This is a genomic window from Chitinophaga sp. G7 BAM 1005, from assembly GCF_057126945.1.
In genome coordinates this window covers 6,012,249-6,027,256 of record NZ_CP181478.1, presented here as the reverse complement: position 1 = coordinate 6,027,256, position 15,008 = coordinate 6,012,249, and the positions used below count along the sequence as shown (strand labels likewise).

Below are 15,008 nucleotides of genomic sequence, written 5' to 3'. Positions count from 1 at the left end.
CATGTCTGATAATAAAAAGCTCGTAGTCACAGTCCCGGCCGCCAAAGGATCGGTAGATGTGAAAACTTCCACCGCGGTATTAAACGAGGCGGGAACCGTGCGGGCGGAAATGAAACGCATTACCACTATGGTGGAGAAATTGCCGGCACCCACGAAGCTCACCGTTCCCCTGAAACTGCCGGAAGGCGACAAAACGCCGTACCGCTGGATCTGGTCGATGTTGCGGACGCTTACATTTAAGAAAACAGATGTAAACGAAGCACTGAACGGTCCAGTGGTGCATCCCAACTTCCCGAAGATAGTAGAGGGCGGCGGACTCGGCTGGCTGGAGCCGTTCCTTGACGGGCATGAGCCTACCAATTCGGCGGCGCATGGTTACTTTATTGCTGCGCGCGGAAAACCGGCGATCCTGTCGGCAGAGTGGCGGGAGTTTGCAGCCAATAATGATGGCAAAATTATCACCGGAGGCAATAAAAAATTCAGGGAAAGCGTACAACTGCATATTTACACCCGCGCCATGTACGGCCAGGAATTACGGATCTTCCTGATGGACAATGATACCGCCACTGCCGATGATGATCTGCCGCCCTGGGAGCGCGTTGCAGGAGAAGCCCAGAAGGAAAAAGGAAAGGAAACTCCCGATGATGCCATCAAGTATTTTACCCGGCAGGTGAAAATAATGCCCATCCTGCCGGATGAAACTACCCGCGGAGAGGCTTTGCAGGTAAGTGATTATGTGGTAAAGGATAAATCAGGAAAAGATATGAAGGTGGCCGCCGGCTCCATTACTTACCAGAATTTTGTACAGAAAATAGTGGTAGACGTTTTCCTGGATGACCTATGGAAGCCCGGTGCAGGCGAAGTGCTGGAAATATACCCTATTGTAAAAACGCGCGATGGCAAGATCTCTAAAACGTTGTCGAAGTGTTTTCTCAGCGTGAAGGAAGATCCCCAGGTGAAGGAATCTCCCCTGATGTATGGCGGCAATAAACCAGTGCTGGCCGGTGATATTCCTACCAACACACGCAAGTTCCAGCCCTGCAAGTATGGCATGATCACCGTGGAAGATAAAGACGGGGTACAAACCATCTTTGATGAAAATGTACTGGACTTTAAAGCCCCGGAAAATCTCACTTATAATATAGTAGCAGGAAGTGAAACCGCAAAGAAAACCATCAAACTCAGTGTACAAAGCCTGGTGACCCATGAAGATGAATGTACCGCTTCACCGAAGCATAAAGATCATGTAATAGACCTGAGCAGCTTTGGCGCCAAAGGATATAAGAAAGAAGATGTGAAGGCCGGCGTAAAACGGGAAAAAGAGAAAGAGAGTGCGGCCAAAGGGAAATTTGAAATAAAAGCCAATAACTATAAATTTAAAAGAGATACCAATGCTTCTTTTTCCGGCGTGATAAAAGTATCGGATGAAGAGCTGGAATTTGACGCACAGTATAAGTATAATTTCTTTGATGAAAATAATCACCTAGTTTTCGAGCGAATCCTGGGCTACCTGTGGATTCCCGCCGCACAGGCCGATCATTTCCCGGTAACCATTCAAACCTGCCGTTGGAAACATGTCATCGACTTTGCCGTGTACCCCGACATAAAATGGACCGCCGCCCTGGCGTTCAACATGGACAAAGCCGACTTTGACGCGCTGAAAACCAAATTCGCGGAAGCCAATAACGGTAAAGGAATAAAGAACGCGTTGCAACGGTTTACCATGAACCGGCTGGAAGGGGTGGAGAAGATCGGCGAAGCTGCAAAAGGCCGCTGGAGCAAACCCACGCCTACACTGGATCGCCACAATGAGGAGCTGGGCACTGAACTCGGTGAGATGTTCGCGCTGCCAAAAGATAAAAAGGCGGCGCCCAAACCTGTAAAATCAAAAGGTAACTTTGCAGAACTGATTGAACTGCTGAAGGAGTTCGATTTTTCCATCAAGGTGGAATGGAATAATGATACCGAGAGCGTGGATCCCATTGAGGATATGATCGCCAAATACTACAATGTATTAAAAGCCGGATGGAACCTGGTAAAAGAGTTCAGGAACATTATTCATGGCAACCATACCAACAAAGCCGATACTTCCGGCGATGATGGAAAAGACCCCGACGAGTTTATCAACAAGAATAAAGGAAACCCGGATAAAAATATCCAGGGGCTCATCCAGCGGATGCAGCGGAAACCATTTGATTATGAACTGCAGTTTCCAAAGCTGGGACTGGCGGCCTCGTGGTATTATGAAACCATGCCACCCCAAAAAGGCGACAGCAAACTATGGGGCGCCGGCAAAACCGTGCTGGTAAAGCTGGACGCAAAACCGCTGGTAGGGATCGATCTGAAATGGGACTTCCTGGAACTGCTTTGCCGCCGGCATCCCATTGCCTATGCTATCTTAAAAGCGGTGGATGCACTGTTGTACATCTGCGCAGACGATGACAGCAAAGTGGATATCAGTGTAACCTTATCCGGTAAAATAGACCTGGAAGCTACCTTTAAACACAACACGGTAGGAGGGAATGTATTTACCCGTACAGCCGGCGCTTCAGAAAAGAAAGAAGACCTGATAAAGGGCGGCGCTGCCGTGTCAGTGAAGCTGGAATGTAAGCTGTACCTGAGTAAAACAGCCACCGCGTTTAAGGTAAAAGTAGTGGTGGCGCTGGGGATAGGACTGGAAGGAAGCTCCGGTTTGGGGTTACAGGCCAGGATTGGATCTGACGACGCCGGGTTGTTTGTGGGGTTTGACCTGATTTTTGAAGGCATAAAAATTGAAGGGTATGTAGAGGCAAAGGTGAATGTAGGGGAGAAAACAAAAGAAGTAAAGAAGAAGAAAGGGGCTCCGGAGAAGCCGGCCGAATACAATAAACTGGTGGAAGCCAATCCCAAAGCGTCTTTTGAAATCGGTATTGATGAGAAAAAGATCTCTTTGAAAAAAATATACTTAACAAAAAAAGAATCGGACGGATGAGTAAACCAGCAGTTATCATCTCATTAATTTTAATGATCGGCCTGCATAGCTGCGGGCAGGGAACAAATGCAAAAAAAGAAAGCATGAATCAGGGCATTAAGGAAAAATATCTGAACAGTTATAAACTGGTAAAGAAATATGACTATAATCCACGTTTTATCCTGGATTTTAACAGCTACAATTGTACTTATGAAATATTGGTTAATGATATGCCCGCCTATACGGATTTTGGCAGCGGGAACCAGGGTGGCGCAGTATGGCCCGTATCTCCCAATATCCTGAAAAGCGGTAAGCAGACCATTACTATCAGGGTGTTTCCAAAAGTAGACGACGATGATAAGATGGATCCGTTTTTACTGGCAAAAAACTGCGGCCTGGAAGTAAAAGTACTGTATGGCGATGAAGAAAAAGAAAAACCAAAAGAATACAAACAACTCTTTTATTATAAAATGCCTGAAATAAAGCTGGATAATGTGCCTTACCTCGAATTTAAAGGCGCCTTTGAGGCTTCTACCCCTTACCAGCTGAAAGGATGGAGCCAAAGCCAGGATCTCCGGAAAGAAGATAAGGCGCAGCTCACAAAAGAAGTGCTGGCCTTTTACAATCAATACCGCAAACTAATGGCAGACGGCAACATGAACGCGGTAGCGGAGCAGATCTACAACCGGGAACTGGAAACGGAACAGGCTTATTTTCAGAACAAACCTGCTGATGCAGCAGAAACCTGGAACCGGTTTGATCAGATCAAAGCTTATCACCTGGAAATGTTGCCACTGGAGCATTATGAACTGCGCTTTTTTGGTGATGGCAGGGTAGTGGGATTAATCCGGACAGATGATGAACTAAGGGGAGAATCGGCCCTGGCAGGTATTACAGACAATAAGTATAAGATATATAACCTGTTGCTGCATAAGCCGGCAGGCAGTGATCAGCTGCAGGTGATCAGGTAACACAACTGATTTATGAAAGAAAGGGAACAGCATAACGGATATGTTGTTCCCTTTTATTTTGCCGTATATTTTAAAATCAGCATCTTTTTATTAACCTTGTGTTCCGCTCCGAACAGGGCTTATCAAAAACTTTTCACTCAAACATCTAAACGTTATGAACCTACGAATGCTTGCTGCCATTGGTATTATTGGATGGACCGTTGTTTCCTGTGCGGAAACAAAAACGCCGGAAACCGCTGGTGCATTACCTTTGACAGGTACCTGGAAATTAGCTTACAGTAAGATGATCAAGAACGGAGATACCACAGATACCTACCCGGTAAAAGGACAGGAGATGATCAAAATGTTTGATGGCAGTCATTTTGCGTTTTTCAAGCATGATGTTTCAAAAGGAAGTGACAGCAGCACCGCCGTGTTTGATTCCGGTGCGGGCACTTATGTGTTAACAGGCGATAAATACGAAGAACATCTCCAGTATTGCAGCTACCGCGCTTGGGAAGATATGCATTTCACTTTTACACTCAGTTTACAGCACGATACATTGATCCAGCGGGGTATAGAAAAGATTGACAGTTTGAATGTAAATCACGAAATTATAGAAGCGTATATCCGTGTACGTTAAATTATCTGCTATGAGTACCAATATTCCCATTCAGACTATCGATTGGTCGTTAATTCCGAAGACAGCGCACCCGGGAGAAAGCGGCACGGCGTGGTGGCAAACCATACAGTTCAGCCACCGGCGTAAAACTCCTGATCATAGATGGTGATTTCCTGAAGTCATCTGTATAATTTCTCCTCTTGTTTCTCTTGTTCTTTCCGGTCGGCACTACATGGTGATCTGTTCTTTTCTGTGTGCTATTTTCAGGTCCGTTAACCCCAACCGCCGGCATTTATATTGTATTTTTAAACAATGTTTATATTTTCCTCTCTAAGCAGCCGTGGTATTGGATCTTACCACTTCTAAAACATTCGTGCTTAACAACGGATTAACCACTTACGATGCTTTATAACGTTACTTTTATTCCAGATTTAGAAAAACGGAATTCAAAATAAACCACTTTCAACCACCGTGTTAAACCAGTAGAAAGCTTGATTTTTCTAACACTGTATTGTCAATAGAAGTCGAAAATTTTTTTCCTAAACCAGTCTCTCAAAAGGAAATGAGAATGCAACATAACAACCAAGATGCCGTCCTGCTGGAACTGCTTAAAGATGGCAGTGCCGAAGCATTTACAAGTGTGTACAAAAAATATAGCCGCATCCTCCTGTTGCTGGCTGTAGACATGCTAAAGGACGAAGACAAAGCACAGGATGTTCTTCAGGAATTTTTTCTGGATTTCTGGCAGAAGAAATTGTTCCTGAAAATTGATGCTAACTACCAGAACCGGGACAGTAGCTGCATTATGAAGAGTTACCTCTATGCGAGTATACGTAACCGCTGCCTCAATAAAATAACACGCGAAAGGAAATTTTCCTGTGTTATTCCGGATGAGGCTTTTGTACCAAGCGATCCGCTGGAAAGTAAAGAAATTTATTGCCAGGTGAATATCGCGCTGAATAAAAAAGTACCGCCTAAATCATCTACGGCCTTCCGTTTAAGGCATTATGATCAGAAAAGCCATAAAGAAATAGCGGAAGAGATGAACACCAGCATTCAAACGGTAAAAAACCAGATTGGTACTGCCGTGAAGATTTTACGCGGTTATTTTGCGCCTGCCCACCTGTAATCCGGGAAACCTTACTTTAAACAATTTGATGCTTGTTGCCCACCGCCTTCAATGGGTAGTGGCCGGGACTTGCTGTATATGGTCATCCTGGTGGGCCTTTTAGGGTTCACCAGGAAGCTATCCGTTTTGGGGAATGAGAAGATGGATATCCTCTCTGGTGGCGTGTTTTGCGTAAATACCAGCCCAAGGGTTGCCTTTGTGGATAAATAATTATTTCCCGATTGCGTAAATTGTTTTCCCGATACAGTAGGTAATTTGGTGTTTTCTCAATGCACCTTTGCATGGTAAACGATAAGACCAACATGACGAGGGCATACCTGATTCTAACATTTTTTCTACTTCCATTTACCTTGATATATGCCGGCGTGCCGGACGAAGGAGCCAATAATACCATTCAGGGCATTATCACCACATCAGACGGACATCCGGCTACCAACGTAACCGTAATCCTGAAAGGCATTGCAAAAGGAATGATCACCAACCAGAGCGGTGAATTTATCTTTAAAAATATTCCGGACGGCAACTATCAGCTGGAAGTATCTATGGTGGGATTTGAAACCATCAGGAGAGCCGTATCTGTAGTAAACGGCAAAAGTGTACTGCTGCAGATAGAACTGAAAACATCTTCCCAAAACCTCGAAGAAGTAGTGGTGGCCACCGGGGGAAACCGCTTTGCCAAAAAAGAAAGCGAAGATGTATCCAAACTGCCGCTAAGAAACCTCGAAAACCCACAGGTATACAGCGTGGTAGGGAAGGAGCTGATGAAAGAACAACTGGTAACAGATTATAACAGCGCCTTCAAAAATATACCGGGAGCAGGTATCCCCATCGTATACAACCAGGGAAGAAGCTCCGCCACTTCAAGAGGCTTTACCACCGCCAACCTGGTACGCAACGGCGTTGGCAGTTTTGTATATACCAATGTAGACCCGGCTAACCTGGAACGCATAGAAGTGATCAAAGGCCCCTCTGCTACACTATTTGGCAGCACCCTTTCTTCTTTTGGCGGGCTGTTTAACCGGGTTACCAAAAAGCCGTTCGACAGCTTCAAAGGAGAAGTGTCTTACTCCGGAGGCAGCTGGGACCTGAACCGCCTCACATTGGATATCAATACCCCCGTAAACGAACAGAAAACAGCCCTGTTCCGCTTCAACGGCGCTATTCACAGCGAACGTAGCTTCCAGGACGCCGGCTTCAGTAAAAATTATCTGATGGCGCCCAGCTTCTCCTATAAGGTAAACGACCGGCTCACCATTTTACTGGATGTGGAAATGAGTGGCTACAAAGCTACTTCTCCAATGAGGGTAGCCCCCTACACCAAAGGCAAGGCGCATAGCGTAGAAGAACTGGGCATGCCCTATAAGCTCTCCTATGCCAATAATACCATGAGCTATAACAGCCAGCAGCTAAATGTTTTTGGACAGATAAAATATAAATTGTCCGATAACTGGACATCGCAAACGGTATTTTCCCGCACCCGCTCCAGCTCCGATGGATTCACTACCCAGCTGAATATATTAAGCGACAGCACCCTGCGACAGGCAGTTACCTCGCAAACCTACCCTTACTATGGTACAGATATCCAGCAAAACTTTATCGGCGATTTCCGTATCGGTAAAATGCGTAACCGGTTAGTGGTAGGCGTGGATTTTTATAGCCTGCGCGCTTCCCGGAATGATACCATCGTGAATATGCCGGCCATTAACTACAGAACTCCCGGAGACGCTTATTATAATTTCAACAAGGATAATGTAACACCACTGTTCGCAAAACTGAAATTCCTGGCATTCGACAGTAACCGCGAAAATACTTACAGCGCTTATTTCTCAGACGTTATCAATATCACAGAGCAGTTGCTGGTGATGGCCAGCCTGAGACTGGATAACTATCACAATCTGGGGGCTTATTATCCCAGTAAAGATCTCACCGTAGGTAATTACACCCAAACAGCCTTATCACCCAAATTCGGGATCGTATACCAGGTAATTAAGGACCGGTTTTCCCTGTTTGCCAACTATATGAATGGATTCCAGAACCAATCGGGAACCGATTATAGCGGCAATACTTTTAAACCGCAACAGGCCAACCAGGTTGAGGGAGGTATTAAAGCGGATCTTTTCAATGAGAAGTTAAACGCCACGCTTAGCTACTACGATATTTCTGTTACCAACTCTGTATACGACGATCCCGCTCACAGCGGATTTTCTCTCCAGGATGGAACCCAGCTTAGCAAAGGCTTTGAAGCCGAAGTAATTGCCAACCCGGTTCCGGGGTTAAATATCATTGCCGGCTATGCGTATAACGAAAGTAAAATGGATAAAGCGAATGCCAAATTCCAGGGACTACGGCCGTCTTCAGCCGGACCCGCTACCACGGCCAACCTGTGGGTGAGCTACCGCCTCGTGCGCGGCACTGCCAAAGGATTGGGCTTTGCTTTTGGCGGCAACTATGGCAGCCAGTCGTTTCAAACCAACACTAACACCTTTGCATTTACCATACCTTCCTACACCGTGCTGGATGCCTCCCTGTTTTACGACAAACCCGTTTACCGTATAGGCGTGAAAGTGGATAATATTACCAATGAAAAGTACTGGTCTACCCGGCTGGCAGCACAAAACCCAACAAGGGTAACTGCTAACCTCACCATTAAGTTTTAAGCAACAACTGCAGGAGAAGTGGTGGCTCCTGCAGTTGTCATCTTTCTACAGACTATATTTAAATCACTGGTATTATTGAGAAAGCCACCGATGACCCTGCGCATCGCTTCCAGACCATCGATAACCCGCTACCCAATGTTAAGAATATATTTCCTGTAACTTTTCCATGTTCCTCCCGTTTAACAGGTAACCTTGTTTTGAAAAACACTGTAGAATTTCATCCCTTAAATGAATATCAAATGAAACTGCCAAAATCATTACTCGGCGCCATCCTGATTGGCATCACCGTTCAAACAACCTCTTCCTGTAACAAGGATAAATCAGTTAAGCCAAAAGAAAAGAAAGAAGAAGTGAAAAAGCCATATGAAAATGGTTGTCCTGCTTGCGGAATGGGCTGATTCTCCTGTTATCATTAAACTTGATTCCAAAAGGTGCCGGAAATTTTATCAGCAGCCGCCTGCAACCTGGACGCCAACATACTGGCAGCGTGTCTTCCGCTAATGGAAGAATCACGGCTTGAAGCCATTGAATGGTCGTTTGATGCGTTGTTTAAAGTACAGCAGATCCCATCCTGGTTTCTTGAATTACTGACAGCCTACAGCAATGAACAGCGTCTCATTGGTCATGGCGTCTTCTTTTCCCTTTTTTCCGGCAGGTGGCGCCAGGAGCAGGCCGACTGGCTGAAACAATTGAAAAAGGTCAGGGAAGGATTCCGGCTTGATCATGTGACAGAACATTTTGGCTTCATGACAGGCAGAGACTTTCATCACGGCGCTCCGCTGAATATTCCCTATACAAAAACCACACTCGACATTGGGAGAGACAGGTTGAAGCGGATCTATGAAGCATGTGAATGCCCGGTAGGACTGGAGAACCTGGCCTTTTCCTATTCCCTTGACGAAGTAAAACGTCACGGCGCCTTTTTGGAACAACTCCTGGAACCTGTCAATGGTTTTATCATCCTCGATCTGCATAACCTCTATTGCCAGATCCACAATTTTAATATCCCGTTCGAAGAAATAATTATGCGCTACCCGTTAGATAAAGTAAGGGAGATACATATTTCAGGCGGCAGCTGGGAAAATGCTCCCAATAGCCCGCTGAAGAAAATCCGGAGAGATACACATGATGATGCCGTTCCGGCAGAAGTATTTCATTTACTGGAAAACACGATAGCCCGCTGTCCCCATCTTAAATATGTGGTGCTCGAACAACTTGGAAATGCCCTTACCACGGAGGAAAGCAGGACTACTTTTTACAATGATTTTGGAAAGATGGAAAATATTGTGAAGAAGAAAAACACACCCGGTACATCATCTTACCAATCCTTTTTACCATTATACCCGGTAATAACAGGTAAGGTTGTTGAAGATGAAATTTTATATCATCAGCAGCTGGAACTGTCTGCTATACTGGAATCGGCCACTTCCTGTGAGGAGGCTATCCAATCGCTCTCCCGCTCTTCCCTTGCACATACCGCCTGGCAAATTGAAAACTGGGAACCTTATATGATTGATACCGCTATACAGATTGCACAGAAGTGGAAGAAATAGCCAGTCGGTTGCCCGTTCACAATTGAACAGCAAATTGTACTGAAACTGAAGAAAGTGTTTAATTTCATGTGTATAATTTATTGCTATTAAGATGATTGAGAACTGGTATATTGTTTTCTGTGATACAGATAATCAAAGACTTTGCATCTTATGTTTGGCAACTATTTTAAAGTAGCGTGGCGGAATCTTATCCGGAATAAAACCTTCTCTGTTATTAATATCCTGGGTCTTACCGTAGGTTGCCAGAACGGAACTGGAAGGCTACGGATTGGGGCTTTCTATTGCCAGCACTATTGCCTGGTATCACGGAATAAGCATTACTGTTTCTTCGGCAGTTAATAAAGGAAGTACTTTTACTGTCAGCTGTCCGCTGGGTTAAGGCTTTTCAGGAGGGTGTCGCCTTCCACTTCATGTTTTATCGGTATATCAGTCAGAGTTTTTATCGCTTTTTGTCAGTATTTTTTTACCCGCCATCGTTTATTGCTTTTTATTTGGCGGTGACCCTGCTCCGGTAATGAGTAAAGGAATTTTTCGGGGTGGGTTGCTTTGTAATGTATTCGTTTCCTCCTTGCGGTAAATTATGCGTTCGACATTTCCAATCCTGCACTGAAGAAATATTTTTTGGCAAACAAGTACTATACAACCGCGCCATAGTATTATTTTTTATTGCAGGAAGTCAATTGACCTTTTGAAGCTAAACATATTGAGGAGTTGGTTCTTTCGATGTAACCGAGCGGCTTTCCCATCCAGCCTGTTTATCTTTCATCTTAACCGGCGGACGCAATAGCAGTATCGGTTCACCAATTACGCCACTGAGATCTGGTTTTAATTCTATTCCATATACCCAGCTTTCTTCGATTTCATTGAACCAGCCTTTCCATACAATGTTAGGCGAGGGAGAGAACTGTGGAATACGATGATGCTTTCAACGTTACCAGCTGAAACTAATCAGATGTAAGTAGAAGAGGCTGTCTCAGACTGAGCAGCCTCTTTTTCAGTAAGGGCTCCAGTACTCTTGCAGGTAGCTGCTTTTTGTGCCTGCGTTTCATATTCAGCCCCGTTGATACCATCTTGGATCCAGCAACCCAATTGGTAGCTGAATGCGAAGAAGCCCGGAAAAATCACTACTTGTTTTAAGATCACAGGTCTGATCTGCCGAAGAAAGATATTATGATATGAGCCAAAAGCTAATACTAACTGTGTGAAATTTTTAATAACATTGTGGCTAATTCGGATCAATCAACTTATTAATTGTCAGGTATTAAACATAATAGTGACCGCCAACTGCTGCTGCAGATCTCCGAAGGGGATGAGCAGGCGTTTGCTATGCTTGTGAAAGCGTATTCCGGCCTTCTTTTTACATACCTGGTCAAAATTACCAAAGATCAGGATATAGCTTCCGACGTGATACAGGAAATTTTCACCCAGCTATGGCTAACAAGGGAGTCTCTGAGAGAAGTGGAAAGCTTTCGTTCCTGGTTATTCGTAATCTCGAGGCATCATGCAGTCAGGATGCTGAAGAACATCGATAGAGAGTACAAAAAACGGGAGGAGTGGCATCAAATTACACAAACTGCGGCCGACGGCTTAGAGGGACAGGACGAGGCCTCTTTAAAGGAAGCGTACGATATATTGGTAAAAAATGCGGTAGATCGGCTACCGCCGCAGCAAAAGAAGGTTTGGATGCTTGCCCGGTTAGAAGGGAAAAAATATGCCGAAATAGCAGAGGAAATGCAGATTAGCCGGGAAACTGTAAAAAAATACCTCCAGATTGCCTCTTCATCTATCGTTGACTACATCAGGAATAATGGCCTGCCAATCATAATTTCCTTCCTGATTATAAAATTGTAAATTTTTTTTCAATTGGAATACCCCCTTTTTTACAGAAGCTTTCTCCTAAGATAAAGATGGATCATATCCGTTGAGATAAATTGATTGACTGTGAATAGCAGACTACAGCACCTATTGGAACGGTGGTCAAATGACCGGTTTACCGAAGCAGAAAGACGGGAGCTTATTGATATGTTGCAATCGGCTTCTACTGAGCAGGAAATTATTCCTGTACTGGAGGACATGTGGGAAAAAATACAGGATGAAGGCCTCTTTAGTGAAGCTCAGCAGCAAACGATGATCAAAAATATCCTGGATCGCTATCCTGGCAGAGAGTTCCCTGTTGATAAGGAAACAGGGAAGGGTATGCATGTTGGTCACAGGAATTCGTTCATACGGAAATGGAGTTGGGCTGTAGCGTCTTCTGTGGCATTGATAATTGGTGTTGGTATTTATTATTTATATCACAAAAAACAAGCGGAAACGCCAACTGGTGTTGTGCAGTCGATAACAAATGGGCAACAGGGGGAAAGTAGCGTTTTACTTACCTTATCAGACGGATCACAGGTACTTTTGGATACTGTTAAAAATGGCCGGATAACATTACAGGGAGGGACAGTTGCCAAAGTTACCAATGGGGTATTTGAGTACGAAAGAACAGGTTCAGAAGTTCAGTATAATACAATATCTACTCCGAGGGGAAAGCAGTTCCAGCTTAGGTTATCAGATGGAACCAGCGTGTGGTTGAACGCGGAAAGTTCCATTAAATACCCGGTAGTATTTACGGGTAAGGAAAGACTTATTAGTGTTACAGGAGAAGTGTACATGGAAGTAGCTCAAAACCCTTCCATTCCTTTCAGGGTAGAGGTTAGCGGCGGAACTTCTGTTGAAGTACTCGGAACAAGTTTTAACGTGAATGCATATAACAATGAGCAATCCGTTCGAACCACGCTGCTGGCTGGAGCGATACGGGTCGCAATGAAAGGGTCAGCCTACAAACTGCTTAAGCCCGGACAACAGGCGCTCACAACCACCGGAAACAGGCCTATCCAGGTTTTTGACGATGTAAATGCAGTTTCGGTTGTTGCCTGGAAAAATGGTGTCTTTGACTTTGATGATGTCCCGTTGGAGGAGGCTATGCGGCAACTTGCAAGGTGGTATGATATTGAAGTAATTTATCAGCAAACAATTCCGAAGGTACAGCTGGGCGGTACTGTTAAGAGAAGCCTTCCCTTTACCGATGTTCTGTATTTTCTGAGCAAGGTGGGACTTCACTACAAACTGGAAGGAAACAGGACATTAATTATACTTCCCTGATGGCTGTTGACTATCCATTCAGCAAGTGTCATTGATAACAAAATAATGCACTGAGCAGGCTGCTTGGTAAAAAACCAAAGATGCCGGGAGTCTCTCCGGTAATGACTTGGTATGCCAATAAAGCATCTTGTTCGGGATCAATAGAAACCAACCAAAATTATTCAGAAAGTATGCGTTTTTCTGCTTTAAACCAGCCGTGGAGGCTAGGGTTAGCCTGTCGTGGCTTCTCCTGCCGTCCGGTATCAACCAAAATGCGGTTCGCGATGAAACTAACATTTGTTTTATTAACTGTCGTCTTAGTTCAGGCACAAGCCATAGGATTGGCGCAATCTATCACTGCCAAACTACACAAAGAGCCTTTGCGTAATGTGTTTAAAATTATTGAGAAACAGACGGGAGTAACTGTTCTCTATAATGATGAACATATTAAGAATGCGCATCCTGTGACTATTGAGGCACAGCAGATGCCATTGGATGATTTCCTTACCGCCATTTTGAAGCCGGAGAAACTTGCTTTCGAGATGAAGCAGGGTAATGTGGTAGTGATGCGCAGAGATATTGACGCATCAGGGAAAAATGGAAGTTTATCTGCTGCTGCGGAGCCTAAAACAAAGGTGTCGGGATCAATCACCGACTCTGATAAAAATCCTCTGCCCGGGGCTACTATCCGTATTAAAGGTAGCCAGGTAGTAGCTGTGAGCGATGAAAAGGGGATGTTTCATATAGAAGCGGGAAAAGGCGCAGTGTTAATAATAAGCTTCATAGGATTCAATGAAAAAGAGGTGAAGGTGAACGATTCAGAAATGATTTCGGTTATTCTGGTGCCTTCGGAACAAAAGCTGGGCTCTATTGAAATTGTTTCTACGGGGTATCAGAATATTACCAGGGAACGAAATACGGGGGCAGTAGCAAAAGTGGACATGGGCACTGTTGCCAGCAGATCCAGCACTACCAATATTCTCCAAAGACTGGATGGGCTTGTACCCGGCCTGGTGGTAAACAATGCACCGGGTGGAGAGCCGTTACTGGTTCGGGGTTTGACTTCCCTCAACTCTACCAGGTCGCCATTGATCGTGGTAGACGGCGTGGAATTACCGGGTGATAATACCAGTGATGCATCCCGTAATAATATTATGAACACCTCTAACCCCATCGCCAACATCAATCCGCAGGATATTGCGGATATAACTGTTCTGAAAGATGCCTCCGCAGCTTCTATCTGGGGCGCAAAAGCGGCGAACGGGGTAATTGTTATTACTACCAAAAAGGGTAAAACAGGACAAAAATTACGGGTCGATTACGACGGTTATTATAATTTCCAGGGTAAACCGGATCTGTCCTATATCCCGAAAATGAACAGCAGGGATTTTATTGCTACCGCAAAGGAAATCTTTCCTCAATTTGTGCCTTATTATAGCTGGAATGCAGTAGAGGTCTTTGCTCCGGTTTCTCCGCACCTGCAAATTCAATATGATGAGTATCGCGGGCTAATCACCGGTGCGCAGGCGAATAAGGCGCTGGATAGTCTGGCTGCCATCGATAACAGGAGTGAAATTTCCAGTATTTTTTACAGAAATGCAGCCTCAACTAATCATACGGTCTCGCTTTCAGGGGGCGGCGACATTTACAGTTTTTATGGATCGCTGAGCTATACCGGTATTCAAAGCAGCACACCAGGTGAACGGAACAATTCGTATAAGTTGAATGTCAGACAGGATTTCAATTTCAATAAAAAGCGTTGGATGAAACATTAAGCGAAATATTTTATCCTATGCACACGGCTAACTGACGGAAAAATCCTTTAGAACACCTTTGTTGCATCCTGCTTTAATGTGTAATTATAGGAATGTAAATAAGAAAGGGCTGCTCTTTGTAGAACAGCCCTCAAGCAATTTGGGAGAATCTCCCATTCGTAGCCAGAAGTGGCGGAATATCTAACCAATTACTACAAGATTTGAATGCTATTATGATTTGCCAATATCTTTATTTCAGTATAATAT

At 44.6% G+C, this 15,008-nt stretch carries 12 protein-coding genes; all 12 read left to right on the top strand.

The genetic code is table 11. The annotated features are described in order from the left end of the window. The first annotated feature begins 1 nt into the window (after position 1). Positions 2-2,971: a hypothetical protein gene (locus ACMXI2_RS24140; protein ID WP_483778552.1), complete on the top strand. Its 2,970-nt coding sequence runs from the start codon at positions 2-4 to the stop codon at positions 2,969-2,971. Further along, positions 2,968-3,921, top strand: coding sequence for a hypothetical protein (locus ACMXI2_RS24135; protein ID WP_483778551.1), 954 nt, complete (start codon positions 2,968-2,970; stop codon positions 3,919-3,921). Before ACMXI2_RS24140 ends, ACMXI2_RS24135 begins: the two co-directional genes overlap by 4 nt. Positions 3,922-4,075: 154 nt before the next feature. After that, complete coding sequence (locus ACMXI2_RS24130) at positions 4,076-4,543, top strand: hypothetical protein (protein ID WP_483778550.1); 468 nt, start codon at positions 4,076-4,078, stop codon at positions 4,541-4,543. A 10-nt stretch (positions 4,544-4,553) separates the two neighbouring features. After that, entirely contained in the window at positions 4,554-4,691 is a 138-nt protein-coding gene (locus ACMXI2_RS24125) for a hypothetical protein (RefSeq protein ID WP_483778549.1), read from the top strand. Positions 4,692-5,090: 399 nt separating this feature from the next. Next, positions 5,091-5,651: an RNA polymerase sigma factor gene (locus tag ACMXI2_RS24120; protein ID WP_483778548.1), complete on the top strand. Its 561-nt coding sequence runs from the start codon at positions 5,091-5,093 to the stop codon at positions 5,649-5,651. Between the two features lie 281 nt (positions 5,652-5,932). Further along, the gene (locus ACMXI2_RS24115; RefSeq protein ID WP_483778547.1) at positions 5,933-8,308 is read left to right on the top strand and encodes a TonB-dependent siderophore receptor; all 2,376 of its coding nucleotides are present in this window, start codon (positions 5,933-5,935) and stop codon (positions 8,306-8,308) included. Between the two features lie 239 nt (positions 8,309-8,547). Further along, positions 8,548-8,706 carry a chryseobasin-related MNIO class RiPP peptide gene (locus ACMXI2_RS24110; protein WP_370912502.1) on the top strand — a complete coding sequence of 53 codons (159 nt, stop codon included), beginning with the start codon at positions 8,548-8,550 and terminating at the stop codon, positions 8,704-8,706. A gap of 33 nt (positions 8,707-8,739) precedes the next feature. Further along, positions 8,740-9,861 (top strand): multinuclear nonheme iron-dependent oxidase, encoded by a 1,122-nt coding sequence (locus ACMXI2_RS24105; protein ID WP_483778546.1) that lies wholly within the window; start codon positions 8,740-8,742, stop codon positions 9,859-9,861. 253 nt (positions 9,862-10,114) lie between these two features. After that, entirely contained in the window at positions 10,115-10,240 is a 126-nt protein-coding gene (locus ACMXI2_RS24100; protein ID WP_483782413.1) for an ATP-binding protein, read from the top strand. An 872-nt stretch (positions 10,241-11,112) separates the two neighbouring features. After that, complete coding sequence (locus ACMXI2_RS24095) at positions 11,113-11,712, top strand: RNA polymerase sigma factor (protein ID WP_483778545.1); 600 nt, start codon at positions 11,113-11,115, stop codon at positions 11,710-11,712. A 90-nt stretch (positions 11,713-11,802) separates the two neighbouring features. Next, positions 11,803-13,008, top strand: coding sequence for a FecR family protein (locus tag ACMXI2_RS24090; RefSeq protein WP_483778544.1), 1,206 nt, complete (start codon positions 11,803-11,805; stop codon positions 13,006-13,008). A gap of 263 nt (positions 13,009-13,271) precedes the next feature. Next, the gene (locus tag ACMXI2_RS24085; protein ID WP_483778543.1) at positions 13,272-14,762 is read left to right on the top strand and encodes an STN domain-containing protein; all 1,491 of its coding nucleotides are present in this window, start codon (positions 13,272-13,274) and stop codon (positions 14,760-14,762) included. The last annotated feature ends 246 nt before the right edge of the window (positions 14,763-15,008 follow it).